The sequence below is a fragment of the Camelimonas abortus genome, from assembly GCF_042432745.1.
Classification (GTDB): Bacteria; Pseudomonadota; Alphaproteobacteria; order Rhizobiales; family Beijerinckiaceae; genus Camelimonas; species Camelimonas abortus.
The window spans coordinates 2,661,736-2,681,742 of record NZ_JBHLWR010000006.1 but is presented as its reverse complement, the minus strand read 5'-3'; the positions used below and the strand labels follow the sequence as shown (position 1 = coordinate 2,681,742).

Below are 20,007 nucleotides of genomic sequence, written 5' to 3'. Positions count from 1 at the left end.
GCTGTCCGTTCCGCGGGCGGCGGGCGGCCCCGCCGTCCCCGCGGCGCCCCGTGCGCGGTCAGCGCCCGATCAGGGCCCGCGCCACGATGAGGCGCATGATCTCGTTGGTGCCCTCGAGAATCTGGTGCACGCGCAGGTCGCGCACGATCTTCTCGACGCCGTACTCGTGCAGGTAGCCGTAGCCCCCGTGCAGCTGCAGCGCCTCATTGGCCACCTGGAAGCCCACGTCGGTGACGAAGCGCTTGGCCATGGCGCACAGCTTCGTGGCGTCGGGCTCCTTGCGGTCCAGCGCCGCGGCGGCGCGCCACAGGAAGGTGCGGGCCGCCTCCAGCTCGATGGCCATGTCGGCGACGCGGAACTGCAGCGCCTGGAACTCGTCCAGCCGTTTGCCGAAGGCCTTGCGCTCGCTCATGTAGGCCAGCGTCTTCTCCAGCGCCGCCTGGGCGCCGCCGAGCGAGCAGGCGGCGATGTTGAGACGTCCGCCGTCAAGGCCGGCCATGGCGATGCGGAAGCCCTCGCCCTCCTCGCCGAGGCGGTTGGCCACCGGCACGCGGGCGTTGTCGAAGATCACCTGGCGGGTGGGCTGGGCGTTCCAGCCCATCTTGCGCTCGTTGGCGCCGAAGCTGAGGCCGGGCGTGTCCTTCGGAACCACCAGGGTGGAGACGCCCTTCGCGCCTTCGCCGCCGGTGCGGACCATCACCACAAGCAGGTCCGTGGAGCCGGCGCCCGAAATGAACTGCTTGACGCCGTTGAGCACGTAATGGTCGCCGTCGCGCACGGCGCGGGCGGCGAGCGCCGCCGCGTCCGAGCCGGCGCCCGGCTCGGTGAGGCAGTAGCTGGCCATCCACTCCATGGTGGTCAGCTTCGGCAGCCACTGCTGGCGCTGGCTTTCCGTGCCCCAGGTGTCGATCATCCACGAGGCCATGTTGTGGATGGAGATGAACGCCGCCACCGCCGGGCAGCCGGTGGCCATGGCCTCGAAAATCAGCGCGCTGTCCAGGCGGGTGAGGCCCGAGCCGCCCACGTCCTCGCGGATATAGACGCCGCCCATGCCGAGCGCCGCCGCCGCGCGCATCGCGTCGACCGGAAAATGCTTCTTCTCGTCCCACTCCAGCGCGTATGGCGCGATCTGCTCGCTGGCGAAGGCGCGGGCCATGTCGCGGATGGCGAGGTGATCCTCCGAAAGGGCGAAAAACGGCGTGGTCTGGCTCATGGCTGCATCTCCAGGCGCCCGCGCGGGCGCCGCGCGCTCCCTCCCTGAAGCGCGCCTGCGTCAGTCACTGGTTCGCCCCGGCGGAGGCCGCCGGGGCGAGATCGTGGATCACCGCAACGTCACTTCATCGTCGGGATGACGAACTCGGCGCCTTCCTTCACGCCGGACGGCCAGCGCGAGGTCACCGTCTTGGTCTTGGTGTAGAAGCGGATGGCGTCCGGGCCATGCTGGTTGAGGTCGCCGAAGCCGGAGCGCTTCCAGCCGCCGAAGGTGTAATAGGCCAGCGGCACCGGGATCGGCACGTTGACGCCCACCATGCCGACGTTGACGCGGGCGGCGAAGTCGCGGGCCGCGTCGCCGTCGCGGGTGAAGATGGCGACGCCGTTGCCGTACTCGTGCTCGGACGGCAGGCGCAGGGCCTCGTCATAGTCCTTCGCGCGCACCACCGAGAGCACCGGGCCGAAGATCTCCTCCCGGTAGATCTTCATGCTGGTGGTGACATGGTCGAACAGGCAGCCGCCCATGTAGAAGCCGTTCTCATAGCCCTGCAGCCTGAAGTCGCGGCCGTCGACCAGCAGCTTCGCGCCCTCGTCGACGCCCGACTGCACGTAGGCCTTGACGCGCTCCAGCGCCTCGCGGGTGACCAGCGGGCCGTAGTCGGCGGCCGGATCGGTGGAGGGGCCGACGCGCAGCGCACGCACGCGCGGAATGAGCTTCTCGACCAGACGCTCGGCGGTCGCCTCGCCCACCGGCACCGCCACCGAGATGGCCATGCAGCGCTCGCCGGCCGAGCCGTAGCCGGCGCCGATCAGGGCGTCCACGGTCTGGTCCAGGTCCGCGTCCGGCATGATGACGGCGTGGTTCTTGGCGCCGCCGAAGCACTGGGCGCGTTTGCCGGTGGCGGCGGCGCGCGCGTAGATGTACTCGGCGATGGCCGACGAGCCGACGAAGCCGACGGCCCTGATGTCGGGATCGTCGAGGATGGCGTCCACCGCCTCCCTGTCGCCGTTCACCACATTGAGCACGCCCTCCGGCAGGCCGGCCTCGATCATCAGCTCGGCGAGGCGCATGGGCACGCCCGGGTCGCGCTCGGACGGCTTGAGGATGAAGGCGTTGCCGCAGGCGATGGCCGGGGCGAACTTCCACATCGGGATCATGGCCGGGAAGTTGAACGGCGTGATGCCGGCGACCACGCCCAGCGGCTGGCGCATGGAGTAGATGTCGATGCCGGGGCCGGCGCCCTCGGTGTACTCGCCCTTCATCAGGTGGGGCGCGCCGATGGCGAACTCCACCACCTCAAGGCCGCGCTGGATGTCGCCCCTGGCGTCCGGAATGGTCTTGCCGTGCTCGCGGGCCAGCAGCTCGGCGAGGCTGTCGTATTCGGCCTGCACCAGCTCCAGGAATTTCATCAGCACGCGGGCGCGGCGCTGCGGATTGGTGGCGGCCCAGGCGGGCTGCGCCGCGCGGGCGTTCTCGACCGCGGCGCGCACTTCCGCCTTCGTCGCGAGGGCGACCTTCGCCTTCACTTCGCCGGTCATCGGCTCATAAACGTCGGCGAAGCGGCCCGAAGCGCCAGCGACATGCTTGCCGCCGATAAAATGGCCATAGGTGTGCATGGCGACCCTCTCAAGTTTCCGCCCCTTCCGGGCGGCCGGTGATCCCGCGTCGGCGGACCGGCGGCGCTCCCGAGCCCGCCGCCGCCTGTGGCTGCCCCCGCCGGGCGCGTCCTGGCCTGCGGCGGGGGATTCGCGCGTCTGCGGCGGGGCCGGCGACGTCGTCGCGCGCGCCGCGCCGCGAAAACTGCGCTGTCTGACTATCATCGACAATTGCGCACGGCTATACGCTTTTGTGAATCATCGCGGTGCACAAACGCCCATACCACGCCGGCGCCTGCGGCCTGCGGCGGGCGTCTGTGGCCCGGCTCCGGCCCGGCCGGAGCCGGGCATGCAACGGTAACGGGCGCGCGCATGAAATTTGACTGGGACGACCTGCGATATTTTCTCGCCGTGGCCCGCGCCGGCCGCCTCACCGTGGCGGCGCGCCGCCTGGGCGCCGACCACGCCACCGTGTCGCGGCGCGTCACCGCGCTGGAGAGCGCGCTGAAAGCCAAGCTGTTCGAGCGCCGGCCGCACGGATACCAGCTCACCGCCCAGGGCGAGCGGCTGCTGGCCAAGGCGGAGGCCATCGAGACCCAGGCGCTCGCGGCGCAGAGCGAGATCGGCGGCGCCGACCTCACGCTGTCGGGCGCGGTGCGCCTCGGCGCGCCGGACGGGCTCGGCTCCACCTTCCTGGCGCCGCGCATTGTCGCCCTGGCCGCGCGTTACCCGGAGCTGGAGATCCAGCTGGTGGCGATGTCGCGCATACCCTCGCTGTCCAAGCGCGAGGCGGACATCGCCATCTCGCTCAATCCGCCGCGGGAGGGACGCATCGTGGCGCGCAGGCTGGGCGACTACGACCTCGCCCTCTACGCCGCCCCGGAATACCTCGCCGCCGCCCCGCCGGTGCGCACGGTGGCCGACCTCTTCCGCCACCGCATCGTCGGCTACATCGACGACCTGATCTATGCGCCGGAGCTGGACTATCTCGACGAGGTGGCCAAGGGGCTGCGGCCGCGAATCCAGAGCTCCAGCATCATGGCGCAGCTGGCGGCGACCGAAGCGGGCGCGGGCGTGTGCGTGCTGCCGCGCTTCATGACCGGCGGACGGCGGCTGCAGCGGGTGCTGCCCGGCGAGGTGAAGCTGACGCGCTCGTTCTGGCTGGTGGTCCACGCCGACCTGCGCGAGGTGGCGCGCATCCGCGCGGTGATGGATTTTCTGGTGCGGGAGATCCGCGCCGCCCGCGACGTGCTGCAGCCGCCGGAGCCCTGAGCCGGCGGGCGCCGCCGGGAGACATGACGCGCGGACATTGTGAGCGGACGTTGTGAGTGGACATTGTGAGTGGACCTGGCGCCGGCGCGGGGGCGACGGCCCGCCGGGCGCCGTTGCGTCCGCAATGCATTTTCACCCTTGCGGGCCGGGCGGCGGCGCGACATTTTTCCGCCGGCGCGCCGGCCGCCGCGCCGGTCTTCGCCACCCTCCGTTTCCGCACCCAGATCCGGATCCATGTCAGCGACCGACCATACGCCCGCCGCTTCCCGCATTTCCGGCGCGCAGACGCCGCAGCTGTCGCCGCTCGCCCGCCTCATCTTCAGCTCGCGCTGGCTGCAGCTGCCGCTCTACGCCGGCCTGATCGTGGCCCAGTGCGTTTACGTGCTCCTGTTCCTCAAGGAGCTCTACCACCTGGCGATGCACGCCCTCGACTTCAGCGAACAGCAGATCATGCTGATGGTGCTGGGGCTGATCGACGTGGTGATGATCTCCAACCTGCTGATCATGGTGATCATCGGCGGCTACGAGACCTTCGTGTCGCGGCTGCGGCTGGAGACCCATCCCGACCAGCCGGAATGGCTGAGCCACGTCAACGCCAGCGTGCTGAAGATAAAGCTGGCCATGGCCATCGTCGGCATCTCCTCGATCCACCTGCTGCGCACCTTTATCGAAGCCGGCAATATCGGCGTGGTGGAGACGGCCAATTACAGCACCACCGGCGTGATCCTGCAGACGGTGATTCACGTGGTGTTCATCCTCTCGGCCATCGGCATCGCCGTGGTGGAGCGGCTGAGCCATCAGCCCGCCCACAAGGGCGGACGCGGGCACTGACCCGCCCCGGCCGCGCCCCGCGCCAGCCCCGCCTGCGCGGGGCTTCGTTTTTTGGGGCCCGCTCCGGCGAATGTGAACCGGAAGCGGAGCCGGCGCGACACATGTCCTGCCTGCGGCCATTGCCGGCCGCCGGCGCTCCGGGGCAAAATCCGGCGTCTCACGCCGCCCGGGGGAGACGGAGCCATGGTATTGGGGGGGCCGACATGACGTTCGCGCAACGCCTGCGCAACAGCTGGGCCATGCTGGGGGCCTGCATGGAGATACTCAGGAGCGACGCGCGCCTGCTGCTGTTCCCGCTGATGGGTTTCGCCGCGGTGATCCTGGTGGCGCTGGTGTTTCTGGGGCCGCTGTTCTGGACGCTGGCGTCCGGAGGCGCCGCCAGCGACGACGGCGACAGCTCGCTGCTGTTTTACGTCACGCTGTTCGTGTTCTATGTGGCGGAATATTTCGTGGCCAGCTTCTTCGCGGTGGCGCTGGTGGCCACGGTGATGCGCCGCTTCGCCGGCGAGGCGGCGGACGTGGCGTGGGGCCTCGCCTTCGCCGCGGGCAAGTGGCGGCAGATCCTCGGCTACGCCGTCATAGCCGCCACGGTCGGCGTGCTGCTGCGCTTCATCTCCGAGAAGGCCGGAACGCTGGGCTCGCTCGCCGCCAGCCTCGCCGGCGTCGCGTGGAGTCTTGTCTCCCTCCTGATCATTCCGGTGCTGGTGTCGCGCGACGTGAGCCCCATCGACGCCGTGAAGGAGAGCGCCGAGCTGTTCCGCCGCACCTGGGGCGAAAGCGTGGTCGGCGCCGCCAGCATCGGCGTGGCCTTCTTCGTGCTCCACGCCTGCGTGCTCGTCGCCGGCCTGTTCTTCGCCATCGCCCTTTTCGTCAACGGGCGGGCGGCGGCCGGCGCGGCCGTGCTGGCGCTGATGGCGGCCTGCTGGGGGCTGCTGGCCGCGATGCAGGGCGCGCTGTCGGGAATCTATTCGGCGGCGCTGTACCGCTACGCCACCACCGGCGAGGGCGTCGGCGCCCTGGACCGCAACCTCCTGGCCCACGCCTTCGCGCCGAAGGGCTCCGCCTGACCGCGGCCCCGGACGCACGGCCCGGAAGCGGAGGCACGGAATGCAGGACGGCGCCCCACGGGGCGCCGCCTGTTTTTCAGGCCCGCGACGGAAACGGCTCAGCCGCTCCCGCCCCAGGCGGGATCGGCGAGAATGTCCGGGCCGTCGGCGCCCAGCTCGGGCGAAGGGCGCCGCGCCGCCACCGGCTCGCCGTCGATGACGATGGGCGAGCGCACCGCGGGCACCGCCCCGCCCGCGGCGCGCGGGTGCGGCAGCTCGATCTTCATGCCGCGGTGGATCACCTGCGGATCGGCGAACACCTCGTTGAGGCGGTTGATCGGCCCCACGGGCACGCCCGCCGCCGTCAGCCTCGCCAGAATGTCGTCGCGGGCGAAGGCGGCGGTGCGCTGCGCCAGGATGGCCGCCAGCTCCTCGCGGTGGCGGATGCGGTCGGCGTTGCTGCGGAAACGCGGATCGGCCGGCAGCTCCGGCAGGCCCAGCGCCTCGCAGATTCGCGCGAACTGCAGGTCTGTGCCGGAAGCGATGATGAAATGCCCGTCCGCCGCCGGGAACACCTGATAGGGCGCCACATTGGTGTGGGCGTTGCCCACGCGCGGCGGGTTCTGGCCGGACACCAGATAGTTCATCGCCTGGTTGGCCAGCACCGCCACCTGGGTGTCGAGCAGCGCCATGTCGATGTGGCAGCCGGCGCCGGTCTCGCGCCTGCCGTGCAGCGCGGCGAGGATGGCGACGGCGGCGTACATGCCGGTGAAAATGTCGGCGAAGGCCACGCCCGCCTTCACCGGCTCGCCGTCCGGCTCGCCGGTCAGCGACATCACCCCGCCGAGGCCCTGGATCATGAAGTCATAACCGGGGCGCGGCGCGTAGGGGCCGTCCTGGCCGAATCCGGTGATCGAGCACCAGATGAGCTGCGGATGCGCCGCGCGCAGCGTGGCGTGGTCGAGGCCGTATTTGACCAGGCCGCCGACCTTGAAGTTCTCGATGACCACGTCGGCGTGGGCGGCGAGGCGGCGCACCAGGGCCCGGCCCGCCTCCGTCTCGAAATCCACGGCGATGGAGCGCTTGCCGCGGTTGGCGGCGTGATAATAGGCGGCGGAAAGGTCGCCCCCGTCCGCGGCGGGCACGAAGGGCGGCCCCCACTGGCGGGTGTCGTCGCCGGCGCCGGCGCGCTCCACCTTGACCACGTCGGCGCCGAGGTCGGCCAGCAGCTGGCCCGCCCACGGGCCGGCCAGCACGCGCGCCAGCTCCAGCACGCGCACGCCCTTCAGGGGTTGTGGAGCCATCTGCTCCTCCATGGTTCCGGCCGGCGCGCGCGCCCGCGCCCCGCGCGGGCCGCGCCGGCCCTGTCGACCCGGAAAAACGCCGGCGGCGGCGCGCCGGCCGCACGAAGCGCGCTCAGTAAAAGGCCTGGATGCCGGTCTGGGCGCGGCCGAGGATGAGGGCGTGCACGTCATGGGCGCCCTCATAGGTGTTCACCGTCTCCAGGTTCTGCGCATGGCGCATCACGTGGAACTCCTGGTGGATGCCGTTGCCGCCGTGCATGTCGCGGGCCATGCGGGCGATCTCCAGCGCCTTGCCGCAGTTGTTGCGCTTGACGATGGAAATCATCTCGGGAGCGACGCGGCCCTCGTCGAACAGCCTGCCCACGCGCCAGGAGGCGAGCAGGCCGAGCGCGATCTCCGTCTGCATGTCGGCCAGCTTCTTCTGCACCAGCTGGGTGGCGGCGAGCGGCCGGCCGAACTGGCGGCGCTCCAGCGTGTAGTCGCGGGCGCGGCGCCAGCAGTCCTCCGCGGCGCCCATGGCGCCCCAGGAGATGCCGTAGCGGGCGCGGTTGAGGCAGCCGAACGGCCCCTTGAGACCGGAGACATGCGGCAGCAGCGCGTCCTCCCCCACCTCGACGTTGTCCATGACGATCTCGCCGGTGATGGAGGCGCGCAGCGACAGCTTGCCCTCGATCTTCGGCGCCGACAGCCCCTTCATCCCCTTTTCGAGGATAAAGCCGCGGATCTGGTTGTCGTGCGCCGCCGACTTCGCCCACACCACGAAGACGTCGGCGATGGGAGCGTTGGTGATCCACATCTTGGAGCCGCTGAGGCGGTAGCCGCCGGCGGTCTTCTCGGCGCGGGTCTTCATGCTGGCGGGATCGGAGCCGGCGTCCGGCTCGGTGAGGCCGAAGCAGCCCACCCACTCGCCGCTGGCCAGTTTCGGCAGGTATTTGCGGCGCTGCTCCTCGGAGCCATAGGCCCAAACCGGATACATCACCAGCGACGACTGCACGCTCATCATCGAGCGGTAACCCGAATCAACGCGCTCCACCTCGCGGGCGGCGAGGCCATAGGCGACGTAGGAAGCGCCGGCGCAACCGTACTCCGGGGGCAGGGTGACGCCCAGCAGGCCGAGCGCGCCCATCTCGGTGAAAATGCTGCGGTCGGCGCGCTCGTTGGCGTAGGCGTCGATGACGCGCGGCAGCAGTTTCTCCTGCGCATAGGCGCGGGCCGTGTCGCGGATCATCCGCTCGTCGTCGGTGAGCAGGTCGTCGAGGAGGAACGGATCCTCCCAGCTGAAAGCGCCGCGGTCTCCCGGAACGGAGCCGGCGGCATAACCATGCGAGGCCATTCACTTAACTCCCATGCCAGCGCCGCCCGTCCCGGGCCCGGCCGCGGAACAGGCGGGCCGGATCTACTCCTTCACGCAGGAAGGCGCCAGCGCCGCGCGCCCCGGTCACGGGATCGCGAACGCGCCGCGCGCAGGCGCGGGAACGGACAGGCGCAGGCAGGGTAACGCATTTTCCGGCGTTGACAGCCCCCGGGGGCCGGCGGACGCGGGCCGCAACCCGTCGCCGTGGCCGGCCGCCGCCGCGCCGGCCCTTGTCCGGGAAAAGCGGGGGGCCCGCCGCCGGCCGGACGACGAACTTCCGTTACCCAAGTCGCCGGAGAAACTGTTGCGCGCGCAACGTAATCCGGCCGCGCCGCCGGCGGCGGCGGACAAAAGGCCGCGCCCTACGAAGGGATAAGACGCGCGGCGATTGTCATCAGCCATCGCCCTGTGGCATCGCAGGCCTGTCACGGACGCCCCCCTCGCGGGACGGCGGATCCGCCAACGCCCTGCAGCGCCTGACGGATTTCCCGGCGCGCCGCGTCGCGCGCTTCCGTGGCGGCGTGTTCGCATTTTCCAGCAAATGCGGCTAACGGGAGATATCCATGTCTGCAGCCAGCAGCCAGGCGACCCTGGGCGACTACGCCAGGTTCCTTGAAACATTCAACGCCGAAGACCTCTGGAACGAGGTGATCGCCAACGCCGACGTCGTCAACGCCTGCGTCGCGTGCTGCGACCGCTGGGCCGGGGACGGGCGCGTGGCGCTCATCCATGACAGGGGCGGCGTCACCACCCGGGTGACCTTCGCCGAACTGCAGAAGCGCGCCGCCCGTTTCGCCCACCTGCTGCAGCGTCTCGGCATTGGCAAGGGCGACCGCATCGCCGCCATGATGCCGCGCTCGCCGGACATGCTGGCCGTGCTGCTGGGCGCCTGGCGCGCCGGCGCCGTCTATGTGCCGCTGTTCACCGCATTCGGCCCCAAGGCCGTCGAGAGCCGCGTCCACGGTTCGGAGGCGAAGCTGGTGGTGACCGACGCAGCCAACCGCCCCAAGCTCGACGGCGCCGAGCGCATGCCGCAGATCGTCACCATCGGCGGCGGGGAGAAGGCGGTCGCCGCCGGCGATCTCGACTTCGAAACCGAGATGGCGAAAGGCTCCGACGCGTTCGCGCCCGTTCCGCTGGAGCGCGACGACCTCATCATGATGCTGTTCACCTCCGGCACCACCGGCTCGCCCAAGGGCGTGCGCGTGCCGATGTTCTCGCTGGCCGGCTTCCTCGCCTACATGCGCTTCTCGGTCGACCTGCGCCCCGAGGACCGCTACTGGAACATCGCCGACCCGGGCTGGGCCTATGGCCTCTATTACGCCGCCACCACCCCGCTGCTGATGGGCGTCACGACGCTGTTCAGCGAGGATCCGTTCACGGTGGAGAATTTCTACCGGGTGGTGAAGCAGTACGGCGTCACCAATCTCGCCGGCGCCCCCACCGCCTACCGCCTGCTGATGGCGGCCGGCGACGAAGCGGCCGCCCAGGTGAAGGGCCAGCTGCGCGCCGTCTCCTCGGCCGGCGAGCCGCTCAACGCCGAGGTGATCCGCTGGTTCGACCGCGCCCTCAACGCGCCGATCCGCGACCACTACGGCCAGACCGAAACCGGCATGGTGCTGTGCAACCACCACGCCCTGGCGCATCCGGTGCATGAGGGCGCCGCCGGCTACGCGCTGCCCGGCTACCGCGTCGTGGTGATCGACGAGAACGACAACGAGCTCGGCCCGGGCCAGCAGGGCGAGCTGGCCATCGACCGCCGCAACTCGCCGCTGATGGTGTTCCGCGGCTACTGGGGCCGCGAGCCGCTGCCGGACAGCCAGCGCTACTACCGCACCGGCGACACCGCCGAGATCAATGACGACGGCTCCATCAGCTTCTTCGGCAGGGCCGACGACGTCATCACCTCCTCCGGCTACCGCATCGGCCCGTTCGACGTGGAGAGCGCGCTGATCGAGCATCCGGCGGTGGCGGACGTGGCGGTGATCGGCAAGCCCGATCCGGAGCGCACCGAGATCGTCAAGGCGTTCATCATTCTCAAGCCCGGTTACGAAGGCACGGACGCGCTGCGCGAGGAGCTGACCCAGCACGTGCGCAGGCGCCTCTCCGCCCACGCCTATCCGCGTGAGATCGATTTCGTGTCCGAACTGCCGAAGACGCCGAGCGGCAAGGTGCAGCGCTTCATCCTCCGCGCCCGGGAGGTGGCGAAGATGAAGGACGCGGCCGCCCGGGCCTGAAGCCCCGCCGCCGCCCGGCCGGGCCCGGCATGAAGCATGAAGAAGGCGCGCCTCCGTGCGGGGCGCGCCTTCAGCATTCCGGAGCGGGCGTCCCTGGCGGAAACGCCCCGGGGGAGGAACGGCCGCCCCGAAACGGCGCCGGATCAGGCCGCGAGCGCCTCGTCGGCCGGACCAAAGAACTCGTAGTGGATGCGCGCCGCCGGCACGCCGGCCGCCGCCAGGGCGGCGACGACGTCGCGCAGCATCGGGCGCGGGCCGCACACGTAATAGTCAGCTTCGGCAAGGGGCGTGGCGCGGCGCAGCCAGTCGGCGGCGATCACGCCGGCCTCGTCATAGTCGACGCCGCGGACCGCCGCCGGGCTGGGCGCTTCGTGAAAGAACGTCGCCCGGCCGTTGGGCAGCTTCTCCATCAGCTCCCGCACGTGCCGGCCCATGGCCTGCACCGAGCCGTCGAAGGCGCCGTGCGCGAACAGCACCCGCTGCTGCGGGCTGGCGGCGGCGATGTGCTCCAGCATGGCCACCATGGGGGTGAGGCCGACGCCGCCGGAGAGCAGCGCCACCGGCCGCTCCGGCGGGCTGCGGAACCAGAACTCGCCCGCCGGCGCGCCCACCTTCAGCCGGTCGCCGGTCTTCACCCGGTCATGCAGCCAGCGCGAGGCGAGGCCGTGCGGCTCGCGCTTCACGGTGATGCGGTAGGTGCGGCCGTCGGGGGCGCTGGAGACGCTGTAGTTGCGCTTCACCGGCGGCTGGCCGGGAATGTCCAGCCACAGCGTCAGGTACTGGCCGGGCCGGTGGCGCGCCGCCGGCCCGTCGTCCGCCGGCGTCAGGATGAAGGAGCGGACGATGCTGCTCTCGGGCCGGACCTCGGTGACCACGAACTCGCGCCAGCCGTTCCAGCCGCCTTCGGCTGCGGCGATCTCCCCATAAATGGCGCGCTCGCGCTCAATGAGCACGTCGGCGAGAAACCAGTACGCCTCGCCCCAGGCCTGCATGATCTCCGGCGTGGCCGCCTCCCCCAGCACGGTCCTGATGGCGCCCAGCAGGGCCTCGGCCACGTGCGGATAATGCTCGGGCAGGATCTGCATGCCCACATGCTTCTGGGCGATGCGCTCCACCGCCCCGGCGAGGGCGGGGAGATTGTCGATGTTCCGGGCGTAGGCCAGCACGGCGGCGGCCAGCGCCTTCGGCTGCGAGGCCTCCCCGCCGTGATGCGACTGGTTGAACAGGTCGCGGATGGCCGGATTGCGGAACATGTTCGCGTACATTTCCCGGGTGATGGCCAGGCCATGCACGGCGAGAGCCGGCGCGGTGGCCTTCACGACGGCGATGGCGGCGTCGCTCAACTGGCGCGGCATGTGAACCCCCTCGGTCGCCTGCGTCTCCGGCCCCTGCGGCCGGCGGGCGGCGCAAAATTATGCGTCGCAAATACATCTATTACCGGACTGGAAAATCATGCAAGAAAAATACATCTTTCAGATTGTCGCAGGGTCGCCGGACCGGGTTGACGGGCCCGGCCGCCCGCGCGAGGCAGGGGCGGCGCCGCCGCGGCGCGCGGGCCCGGACGGACGGAAAGGACGAGAGGCGAAGCGGTGCGACTGACGCGCTACACGGACTATGCGATGCGCGTGCTGCTCTATCTGGGCGCGCGGCCGGAGCGGCTGTGCTCCATCGCGGAAATCGCCGCGGCGTACCGCATCTCACAGAACCATCTGATGAAGGTGGTGAACGACCTCGCCCGCGCCGGCTATGTGGCGAGCGTGCGCGGACGCGGCGGCGGCCTCCGCCTCGCGCGCGATCCGGCGCAGATCAATGTGGGCGAGGTGGTGCGCCACACCGAAGACGGCTTCGACCTGGTGGACTGCGGCAGCTGCGTGATCGCCCCGGCCTGCGGCCTTACGGCGGCGCTGCGCGAGGCGCTGTGCGCCTTCATGGCGACGCTGGACCGCTACACCCTGGCCGACCTGCTGGCCAGGCGCGCCGACATGGCGCGGCTGCTGCAGGCGCCGCCCCCGCCGGCCATGCGCTCCCCGTCCCGCCCGGCGCTGGCGCCGCAGCCGCCCTCCCGGCGGGAGGCCGCAAAAGCGGCTGCGGAGGAAGCCGCTGACGATGCGGCGCCGCCCCCGGCGCAGCCAGGGACGCGGACGCCCCCCCTCTCCGGCCGCTGACGGCTGGCGCGGAAAGCGCGGGGCAGGACATGGCGCGCGCGCCGCCTTCCCTGACGGAGCCCCGCGACGAAAACGCCCCGGCGCAGGGCCGGGGCGCGGCGTGAAGCGCTGCGGCGCCGGAGCGCGTCAGCCGTCCGTTCTGTCGAGGCCGTAGAGCGAGTGCAGCGTGCGCACCGCCAGCTCGGTGTAGGCCTCGTCGATCAGCACCGAGAACTTGATCTCGGAGGTGGTGATGGCGCGGATGTTGATGCCCTTGTCGGCCAGCGCCCGGAAGGCCTTCGCCGCCACGCCGGCGTGCGAGCGCATGCCGACGCCGATGGCGGAGACCTTCACCACGTCGGTGGCGCCTTCGATCTCGGTGAAGCCGAGCTGCCCGCGGCGGTCCTCGAGGATCTTGCGGGCGCGCTCATATTCCGCCCCCGGCACCGTAAAGGTGATGTCGGTGGAGGCGTTGTCGCCGGACACGACCTGGATGATCATGTCGACGTTGATGTTCGCCTCGGCCAGCGGCACGAAAATGTCCGCCGCCACTCCCGGCTTGTCCGGCACGCGACGCAGGGTGATCTGCGCCTCGTCACGGGAATAGGCGATGCCGGTGACGACCTGCTGTTCCACGATCTCCTCCTCGTCGCAGATGAGCGTGCCAATGCCGGGGCTGGCCGGGTCATCAAAGGACGAACGCACGTAAGTGCGCACGCCATGGACCATCGCCATTTCGACCGAACGCACCTGCAGAACCTTGGCGCCCAGCGACGCCATCTCCAGCATCTCCTCGAAGGAGACGCGGTCAAGCCGCCGGGCCTTGCTGACGATGCGCGGATCGGTGGTGTAAACGCCGTCCACGTCCGTATAGATGTCGCAGCGGTCGGCGCCGATCGCCGCCGCCACCGCCACGGCGCTGGTGTCGGAGCCGCCGCGGCCGAGCGTTGTCACCCGGCCGCTGGGCTGGTGCACCCCCTGGAAGCCGGCGATCACGGCCACCTCGCCGCGCGCGAAGCCGGCGTTCAGCCCGGCCGGGTCAACGGAGACGATGCGGGCCGCGCCATGGGCGTCGTCGGTGCAGACGGGAATCTGCCAGCCCTGCCAGGAGCGCGCCTTCAGCCCCATGCCCTGCAGGGTGATGGCCAGGAGCCCGGCGGTGACCAGCTCGCCGGAGGCGACGACCGCGTCATATTCCTTCGGGTCATAGAGCGGCGCGGCCTCGCGGCACCATCCCACCAGCTCGTTGGTCTTGCCCGCCATCGCCGAAACCACCACGGCGACGTCGTTGCCCGCCTCCACTTCGCGTTTGACATGGAGAGCGACGTTGCGGATGCGCTCGATATTCGCGACGGACGTGCCGCCGAACTTCATTACCAGGCGGGCCATGGCTCTCACACACTCATGGGGAGGGGCGACGTCTGCCGGCGACCGCCGGGAGACACGCGCGTATAGGAAGCGTCGCCGGCACTGTCAATGCAGCCGCCCGCCGCCTGCGCCCCGCCGCGCGAAGGCTCGACAAGCGCCGCCCGCTGGTGTAAAGGCCCGGCTTCAACTGAAAACAGCGCGGCCGAAACGCTGCGGTCCCCAGGACCGACCGGCCAGGAGCATGTCCATGAACATCATCGAGCAGCTCGACAGGGAGCAGATCGCCCGCCTGAGCGCCGAGCGCGCCATCCCGGAGTTCCAGCCGGGCGACACCCTTCAGGTCAACGTCAAGGTTCGCGAAGGCGACCGCACCCGCGTGCAGGCCTATGAGGGCGTGTGCATCGCCCGTTCCGGCGGCGGCATCAACGAGAGCTTCACCGTCCGCAAGATTTCTTACGGCGAGGGCGTCGAGCGCGTGTTCCCGCTGTATTCGCCGATCATCGATTCGATCAAGGTCGTGCGCCGCGGCAAGGTGCGTCGCGCCAAGCTGTATTACCTGCGCGACCGTCGCGGCAAGGCCGCCCGCATTGTCGAGCGCGCCGAGCGCAAGCCGGCCGAGTGATCTTCCGGACCCGGCGCCGGCCCCGCGCGGGCCGGCCGCATGCCCCCGTCGCGGCCGTCCGCGGCGGGTTTTTTGCGTCTGCGTCCCGGCCCGGACGCGCGAACGCCCGCCGCGGCCTCAGTCCTCGATGTCGTCGGGCCGGCGACGGAAATAGGGGGCGCGCACCGAGATGCAGTAGCCGGCGAGCACGTCCACGCCGGAAATCAGCGTCATGGCCAGAAACGGCGCCTCGCCGCAGCGGCGCACGAACAGGAACTCCGCCGCCGCGACCAGAAACACCACCAGCGACAGGGCGTGATTGACGAAAGACGACGGCCGCGCCCGCGCCGCGGCGATCTCCACGCACAGCAGCACGAAGGCCGCGACCATGAAGGCGTCGCCGGCGGTGATGGGCCAGACCTGGCCCGACGGCAGCGTCGTCATCCCCACCACCGTGCCGGACGTCGCCTGGCCGAACACCACCAGCACGTTCCAGGCGATGAGCGTCAGGGCCAGCAGCGGAAATGCGCGCAGGACAAACATGTGGCGGGCTCCCTCCCCGGATCCTGGCGCCGGCGCGACGCGCCGGGCCAGCTTCCGGACGGCAGGTTGCGGCGCGGCCGCGCCCCAGTCAATCGCCGCGACGTCGGGCTGGCGTCGCGGCGCGCCGCGACGGCGGAAGGGACGCGCGACCCGCCGCGCATGGCCGCCGCGCCCGTGACGCAGCCCCCGCGGCAAGGACGTCATTGTGACGCCAGACTGGATTTGCTACAAAGAGCGCCATGACGGACGCAATGATCATGGACGTGGACGCGGCGGCCTGCCCCCGGCGGGACGCGGCTGTCGTGCGGCTTACCGAGCCCGGCAGCATCCTGCTGCATGATCACGCCCGCCTGCCTGGCCGTTTCTTCGGCCGGATGACCGCGTCCATCCAGGCGGAGCTTACCGGCTGAGGCCGGCTGCGCCCTGCGCCGCCCGCCTCGCGTTGCGGGATGACCGCCGGCCGGACGCGCCTGACTGCACCTCCGCCCCCCGCAACGCAAAGCCCGTTGACCGACGAAAGGCCCCGGCGCGCCCTGCGCCCGCGGGGCCACGCTTTCACGGCGCGCCTGCGCGCCGGCCAATCACACTGGAACGAGGCCTGCCATGGCTCCCCGCACACTGTATGACAAGATCTGGGACGACCACGTCGTCGACACCCGCGAAGACGGCGCCTGCGTGCTGTACATCGACCGTCACCTGGTTCACGAGGTGACCTCGCCGCAGGCGTTCGAGGGCCTGCGCGTCGCCGGCCGCAAGGTGCGCTGCCCGCAGAAGACCCTGGCCGTGGTCGACCACAACGTGCCGACCACCGACCGCTCGAAGGGCATCGACGATCCGGAGAGCGCCACCCAGATCGAGACCCTGGCGCAGAACGCCCGGGAGTTCGGCATCGAGTACTACTCCGAGCGCGACGTGCGCCAGGGCGTGGTGCACATCATCGGCCCCGAGCAGGGCTTCACCCTGCCCGGCTCCACCATCGTCTGCGGCGACAGCCACACCTCCACCCACGGCGCCTTCGGCGCGCTGGCGCACGGCATCGGCACGTCCGAGGTGGAGCACGTTCTGGCCACCCAGACGCTGATCCAGAAAAAGGCCAGGAACATGCTCGTCCAGGTGGACGGCAAGCTGCCCGAGGGCGTGACCGCCAAGGACATCATCCTGGCGATCATCGGCGAGATCGGCACCGCCGGCGGCACCGGCCACGTGATCGAATACGCCGGCGAGGCCATCCGCTCGCTGTCCATGGAAGGCCGCATGACGGTCTGCAACATGAGCATTGAAGGCGGCGCCCGCGCCGGCCTGGTGGCCCCGGACGAGAAAACCTACGAATACCTGCGCGACCGCCCGAAGGCGCCCAAGGGCGAGGCCTTTGACCAGGCCCGCCGCTTCTGGGACACGCTGCGCACCGACGAGGGCGCGCACTTCGACGCCGTGGTGCGCCTCGACGCCGGCAACCTGCCGCCGATCGTCTCTTGGGGCACCAGCCCGGAGGACGTGGTGTCGGTGACCGGCGTGGTGCCGGATCCGGACAGGATCGAGGATGAGGCCAAGCGCCTGTCCAAGCAGCGCGCCCTGGAGTACATGGGGCTGAAGCCGGGCACGAAGATCACCGACATCGCCATCGACCGGGTGTTCATCGGCTCGTGCACCAACGGCCGCATTGAGGACCTGCGCGCCGTGGCCCGCATGGTCGAGGGCAAGAAGGTGCACCCCAACGTCCGCGCCATGGTGGTGCCGGGCTCGGGCCTGGTGAAGCAGCAGGCCGAGCAGGAAGGCATCGACAGGATCCTGATCGCCGCCGGCTTCGACTGGCGCGAGCCGGGCTGCTCCATGTGCCTCGCCATGAACGCCGACCGCCTGGCGCCGCACGAGCGCTGCGCCTCCACCTCGAACCGCAACTTCGAGGGACGCCAGGGCTTCAAGGGCCGCACCCATCTGGTGTCGCCGGCGATGGCCGCCGCGGCGGCGGTGGCCGGCCATTTCGTCGACATCCGCAACTGGGGCTGAGGCCTTGAGCGCTTCCGGAGCCGGCATGCCTGACCGCAGGGGCGAGGGAAGCGCGGGCGCGGACTGGGCCAGCCTGTCCGCGCCTTCCATCGCCGACTTCGAGCGCATGGCCGACGCGGCCTTCGCCGCCCTGCCGGAGGCGTTCCGGCGGATGTGCGAGGGCGTGGTCATCCGCGTCCTGGACTTCCCGGACGAGGAGACGCTCGCGGCGATGGACTGCGAGACGCCGTTCGACCTGCTGGGCCTGTTCCACGGCCGTGGGCTGGCCCAGTCGGGAATGGTTCCGGAAACCGGACAGTTTCCCAATTTCGTCTATCTCTACCGCCGCCCCATCCTTGATTACTGGGCCGAGCACGAGGAGACGCTGGGAGACATCGTGACGCACGTTCTCGTTCACGAGATCGGCCACCATTTTGGCCTGTCGGACGAGGACATGGAGGCAATCGAGGCCGCAGCCGACGCCTGAGGCGGACCGCGGCGGAGGAAGCTCCGCCCGTCCCGCGGCGCGGCCGTTCCTGGCGCAGCCAGGGAGGACACGACATGCAGAAGTTCACTACGCTGACGGGCGTCGCCGCCCCGCTGGAAATCATCAATGTCGACACCGACATGATCATTCCCAAGCAGTATCTGAAGACGATCAAGCGCACCGGCCTCGGCAAGGGCCTGTTCTCGGAGATGCGCTACAATGAGGACGGTTCGGAGAACCCGGACTTCATCCTCAACAGGCCGGGCTACCGCGAGGCCACCATCCTGGTCGCCGGCGACAACTTCGGCTGCGGCTCCTCACGCGAGCACGCCCCGTGGGCGCTGGTCGACTTCGGCATCCGCTGCGTGATCTCCACCTCGTTCGCCGACATCTTCTACAACAACTGCTTCAACAACGGCCTGCTGCCGGCCATCGTCTCGCGCGAGGACCTGGTCAGGCTGTTTGACGACGCGAAGCGCGGCCCCAACGCCACCATGACCGTGGACCTGGAGGCCCAGGAGATCCGCGGACCCGACGGCGGCGTGGTGAAGTTCCAGATCGACCCGCAGCGCAAGCACAAGCTGCTGAACGGCCTCGACGACATCGGCGAGACCGTGGCCACGCGCGGCCCGGCCATCGAGGCCTATGAGAAGCGCATCGCCGCCGAGCGTCCCTGGCTCTGAGCGGCGGACGGGCCGGACGCCGGCCCGTCGCAGGCTCCCGGATGCGCGGACGCCCCCGCCCTGCGGGGGCGTTCTGCTGTCCGCCCCGGCGCGGCGGCGCTCACGCCGGGGCGCGCATGTCCTCCTCAAGGAAGGCGCGCACGTCGTCGCGGGAGACGTTCTTCGCGATGAAACTGCGGCCGATGCCGCGGGCAAGGATGAAGGTGAGCGCGCCGCGCGTCACCTTCTTGTCCTGGGCCATGGCCTCCAGCATCCCGTCCACGGAGCCGGCGCCGCCGGGAATCCGGGACACATGCGCCGGCAGGCCCGCCTCCGTGAGATGACGTTCGACGCGCCGGGCGTCTTCCGGCGGGCACAGGCCGAGCTTCGCCGAAAAGCGGAAGGCCTGGGCCATGCCGATGGCCACGCCCTCGCCATGCACCAGCCGGCGGGGATCATAACCGGTGAGCCGCTCCAGGGCGTGCCCGAAGGTATGGCCGAGATTGAGCAGGGCGCGGTCGCCGGTTTCGGTTTCGTCGCGCGCCACCACCGCCGCCTTGGCGGCGCAGCTCACCGCCACTGCGTGCTCGCGCGCGCCGGTTCCCTCACGGACGCCGCGCCAGTTGGCCTCGCACCAGGCGAAGAACTCCGGCTGGTCGATGAGACCGTATTTCACCACCTCGGCGTAGCCGGCGCGGAACTCGCGCTCCGGCAGGCTGTCCAGCACGCCGGTGTCGGCCAGCACCAGCGACGGCTGGTAAAAGGCGCCGACCAGGTTCTTGCCGTGCGGCGAGTTGATGCCGGTCTTGCCGCCGACCGAGGAGTCCACCTGGGCGAGCAGCGAGGTGGGAACCTGGATGAAGCGCACGCCGCGGCGCAGGATGGCTGCGGCGAAGCCGGCGAGATCGCCGATGACGCCGCCGCCGAGGGCCACCACCAGGTCGCCGCGCTCGATCTTCGCCGCCAGCATGGCCTCCACCACGCGCTGCAGCCCGGCCCAGCTCTTCGTGCCCTCGCCAGGCTCCAGCACCACTTCGGTCACGCGCATCCCGGCGGCGCGCAGGCTGTCGCGCGCCCGCGCGCCGGCCGCGGCGGCGACGTTGCGGTCGGTGACCACCGCCACGGCGCCCCCCGGCGCCAGCCGCGCCGCCGCCGCGCCGAGCCCGTCGATAACGCCCCGGCCGATGCGGATGTCGTAAGAACGTTCTCCCAGCGCGACGCGGATCACCCGTTCCTGACCCGCGCCGGCCGCCTCGCCCTGCTGCATTGTTCCCTGTCCTGCGCTGTCTGGCGGGGCCGCCGCGCCGCTGCGGCGCGCTCTCCGCCCGTGACCGCGCGCCTTCCGCTCCGGGAAGGCGCGCCCT

17 protein-coding genes and 1 pseudogene are annotated in these 20,007 nt (G+C 70.7%); 10 read left to right on the top strand and 8 right to left on the bottom strand.

Features of this window, described 5'->3' with window-relative positions; translation table 11 throughout:
• Positions 1-58 precede the first annotated feature (58 nt).
• Both ACFFJB_RS13900 and ACFFJB_RS13895 read right to left on the bottom strand, forming a co-directional pair.
• Complete coding sequence (locus ACFFJB_RS13900) at positions 59-1,213, bottom strand: isobutyryl-CoA dehydrogenase (protein WP_376832197.1); 1,155 nt, start codon at positions 1,211-1,213, stop codon at positions 59-61.
• A gap of 119 nt (positions 1,214-1,332) precedes the next feature.
• Positions 1,333-2,829, bottom strand: coding sequence for a CoA-acylating methylmalonate-semialdehyde dehydrogenase (locus ACFFJB_RS13895; RefSeq protein WP_376832195.1), 1,497 nt, complete (start codon positions 2,827-2,829; stop codon positions 1,333-1,335).
• Positions 2,830-3,180: 351 nt separating this feature from the next.
• Here ACFFJB_RS13895 and ACFFJB_RS13890 point away from each other — a divergent pair, with 351 nt between their 5' ends.
• The 3 genes from ACFFJB_RS13890 (at position 3,181) to ACFFJB_RS13880 (ending at position 5,978) form a co-directional block, all read left to right on the top strand.
• Positions 3,181-4,080 carry a LysR family transcriptional regulator gene (locus ACFFJB_RS13890; protein ID WP_376832193.1) on the top strand — a complete coding sequence of 300 codons (900 nt, stop codon included), beginning with the start codon at positions 3,181-3,183 and terminating at the stop codon, positions 4,078-4,080.
• A gap of 234 nt (positions 4,081-4,314) precedes the next feature.
• Positions 4,315-4,911: a TIGR00645 family protein gene (locus ACFFJB_RS13885; RefSeq protein ID WP_376832191.1), complete on the top strand. Its 597-nt coding sequence runs from the start codon at positions 4,315-4,317 to the stop codon at positions 4,909-4,911.
• A 203-nt stretch (positions 4,912-5,114) separates the two neighbouring features.
• Complete coding sequence (locus ACFFJB_RS13880; RefSeq protein ID WP_376832189.1) at positions 5,115-5,978, top strand: DUF6159 family protein; 864 nt, start codon at positions 5,115-5,117, stop codon at positions 5,976-5,978.
• Between the two features lie 98 nt (positions 5,979-6,076).
• On the opposite strand, the gene ACFFJB_RS13875 is transcribed toward ACFFJB_RS13880, so the two are convergent.
• Positions 6,077-7,261 carry a CaiB/BaiF CoA transferase family protein gene (locus ACFFJB_RS13875; protein WP_376832187.1) on the bottom strand — a complete coding sequence of 395 codons (1,185 nt, stop codon included), beginning with the start codon at positions 7,259-7,261 and terminating at the stop codon, positions 6,077-6,079.
• Positions 7,262-7,373: 112 nt separating this feature from the next.
• Complete coding sequence (locus tag ACFFJB_RS13870; RefSeq protein WP_376832185.1) at positions 7,374-8,594, bottom strand: acyl-CoA dehydrogenase; 1,221 nt, start codon at positions 8,592-8,594, stop codon at positions 7,374-7,376.
• A gap of 584 nt (positions 8,595-9,178) precedes the next feature.
• Here ACFFJB_RS13870 and ACFFJB_RS13865 point away from each other — a divergent pair.
• A complete protein-coding gene (locus ACFFJB_RS13865; RefSeq protein WP_376832183.1) occupies positions 9,179-10,852 on the top strand; it encodes an AMP-binding protein in 1,674 nt (557 codons plus the stop codon).
• Between the two features lie 143 nt (positions 10,853-10,995).
• Here the strand turns inward: ACFFJB_RS13865 and hmpA are convergent, their stop codons facing one another.
• Positions 10,996-12,207: an NO-inducible flavohemoprotein gene (gene hmpA / locus ACFFJB_RS13860; protein WP_376832181.1), complete on the bottom strand. Its 1,212-nt coding sequence runs from the start codon at positions 12,205-12,207 to the stop codon at positions 10,996-10,998.
• Between the two features lie 234 nt (positions 12,208-12,441).
• Between hmpA and ACFFJB_RS13855 the strand changes: the two are divergent.
• Positions 12,442-12,864, top strand: a pseudogene (locus ACFFJB_RS13855) (RrF2 family transcriptional regulator); the annotation flags it as partial.
• A gap of 279 nt (positions 12,865-13,143) precedes the next feature.
• Here the strand turns inward: ACFFJB_RS13855 and ACFFJB_RS13850 are convergent.
• Positions 13,144-14,385, bottom strand: a complete 1,242-nt coding sequence (locus ACFFJB_RS13850) for an aspartate kinase (RefSeq protein ID WP_376832179.1) — start codon at positions 14,383-14,385, stop codon at positions 13,144-13,146.
• 226 nt (positions 14,386-14,611) lie between these two features.
• On the opposite strand from ACFFJB_RS13850, the gene rplS reads away from it, so the two are divergent.
• Positions 14,612-14,986 (top strand): 50S ribosomal protein L19, encoded by a 375-nt coding sequence (gene rplS, locus ACFFJB_RS13845; RefSeq protein WP_376832177.1) that lies wholly within the window; start codon positions 14,612-14,614, stop codon positions 14,984-14,986.
• Between the two features lie 117 nt (positions 14,987-15,103).
• Here the strand turns inward: rplS and ACFFJB_RS13840 are convergent, their stop codons facing one another.
• Complete coding sequence (locus ACFFJB_RS13840; RefSeq protein ID WP_376832175.1) at positions 15,104-15,508, bottom strand: hypothetical protein; 405 nt, start codon at positions 15,506-15,508, stop codon at positions 15,104-15,106.
• Between the two features lie 239 nt (positions 15,509-15,747).
• On the opposite strand from ACFFJB_RS13840, the gene ACFFJB_RS13835 reads away from it, so the two are divergent.
• The 4 genes from ACFFJB_RS13835 to leuD all read left to right on the top strand — a co-directional run bounded on the left by ACFFJB_RS13835 (position 15,748) and on the right by leuD (position 18,664).
• Positions 15,748-15,918 (top strand): hypothetical protein, encoded by a 171-nt coding sequence (locus ACFFJB_RS13835; protein WP_376832173.1) that lies wholly within the window; start codon positions 15,748-15,750, stop codon positions 15,916-15,918.
• A 193-nt stretch (positions 15,919-16,111) separates the two neighbouring features.
• Positions 16,112-17,515 carry a 3-isopropylmalate dehydratase large subunit gene (gene leuC, locus ACFFJB_RS13830; protein WP_376832171.1) on the top strand — a complete coding sequence of 468 codons (1,404 nt, stop codon included), beginning with the start codon at positions 16,112-16,114 and terminating at the stop codon, positions 17,513-17,515.
• A gap of 25 nt (positions 17,516-17,540) precedes the next feature.
• Entirely contained in the window at positions 17,541-17,981 is a 441-nt protein-coding gene (locus ACFFJB_RS13825; RefSeq protein ID WP_376832169.1) for a metallopeptidase family protein, read from the top strand.
• Between the two features lie 74 nt (positions 17,982-18,055).
• The gene (gene leuD, locus ACFFJB_RS13820; RefSeq protein WP_376832167.1) at positions 18,056-18,664 is read left to right on the top strand and encodes a 3-isopropylmalate dehydratase small subunit; all 609 of its coding nucleotides are present in this window, start codon (positions 18,056-18,058) and stop codon (positions 18,662-18,664) included.
• Between the two features lie 100 nt (positions 18,665-18,764).
• On the opposite strand, the gene aroB is transcribed toward leuD, so the two are convergent.
• Entirely contained in the window at positions 18,765-19,910 is a 1,146-nt protein-coding gene (aroB, locus tag ACFFJB_RS13815) for a 3-dehydroquinate synthase (protein ID WP_376832165.1), read from the bottom strand.
• Positions 19,911-20,007 lie beyond the last annotated feature (97 nt).

Excerpts from the sequence above, each read along its gene's own strand:
- aroB (WP_376832165.1), bottom strand. The coding sequence starts at position 19,910 with ATGCAGCAGGGCGAGGCGGCCGGCGCGGGTCAGGAACGGGTGATCCGC.
- ACFFJB_RS13865 (WP_376832183.1), top strand. The coding sequence starts at position 9,179 with ATGTCTGCAGCCAGCAGCCAGGCGACCCTGGGCGACTACGCCAGGTTC.
- ACFFJB_RS13825 (WP_376832169.1), top strand. The coding sequence starts at position 17,541 with ATGCCTGACCGCAGGGGCGAGGGAAGCGCGGGCGCGGACTGGGCCAGC.
- ACFFJB_RS13870 (WP_376832185.1), bottom strand. The coding sequence starts at position 8,594 with ATGGCCTCGCATGGTTATGCCGCCGGCTCCGTTCCGGGAGACCGCGGC.
- leuD (WP_376832167.1), top strand. The coding sequence starts at position 18,056 with ATGCAGAAGTTCACTACGCTGACGGGCGTCGCCGCCCCGCTGGAAATC.
- ACFFJB_RS13900 (WP_376832197.1), bottom strand. The coding sequence starts at position 1,213 with ATGAGCCAGACCACGCCGTTTTTCGCCCTTTCGGAGGATCACCTCGCC.
- ACFFJB_RS13875 (WP_376832187.1), bottom strand. The coding sequence starts at position 7,261 with ATGGCTCCACAACCCCTGAAGGGCGTGCGCGTGCTGGAGCTGGCGCGC.
- leuC (WP_376832171.1), top strand. The coding sequence starts at position 16,112 with ATGGCTCCCCGCACACTGTATGACAAGATCTGGGACGACCACGTCGTC.
- hmpA (WP_376832181.1), bottom strand. The coding sequence starts at position 12,207 with ATGCCGCGCCAGTTGAGCGACGCCGCCATCGCCGTCGTGAAGGCCACC.
- rplS (WP_376832177.1), top strand. The coding sequence starts at position 14,612 with ATGAACATCATCGAGCAGCTCGACAGGGAGCAGATCGCCCGCCTGAGC.
- ACFFJB_RS13895 (WP_376832195.1), bottom strand. The coding sequence starts at position 2,829 with ATGCACACCTATGGCCATTTTATCGGCGGCAAGCATGTCGCTGGCGCT.
- ACFFJB_RS13835 (WP_376832173.1), top strand. The coding sequence starts at position 15,748 with ATGACGGACGCAATGATCATGGACGTGGACGCGGCGGCCTGCCCCCGG.
- ACFFJB_RS13880 (WP_376832189.1), top strand. The coding sequence starts at position 5,115 with ATGACGTTCGCGCAACGCCTGCGCAACAGCTGGGCCATGCTGGGGGCC.
- ACFFJB_RS13890 (WP_376832193.1), top strand. The coding sequence starts at position 3,181 with ATGAAATTTGACTGGGACGACCTGCGATATTTTCTCGCCGTGGCCCGC.
- ACFFJB_RS13885 (WP_376832191.1), top strand. The coding sequence starts at position 4,315 with ATGTCAGCGACCGACCATACGCCCGCCGCTTCCCGCATTTCCGGCGCG.
- ACFFJB_RS13850 (WP_376832179.1), bottom strand. The coding sequence starts at position 14,385 with ATGGCCCGCCTGGTAATGAAGTTCGGCGGCACGTCCGTCGCGAATATC.
- ACFFJB_RS13840 (WP_376832175.1), bottom strand. The coding sequence starts at position 15,508 with ATGTTTGTCCTGCGCGCATTTCCGCTGCTGGCCCTGACGCTCATCGCC.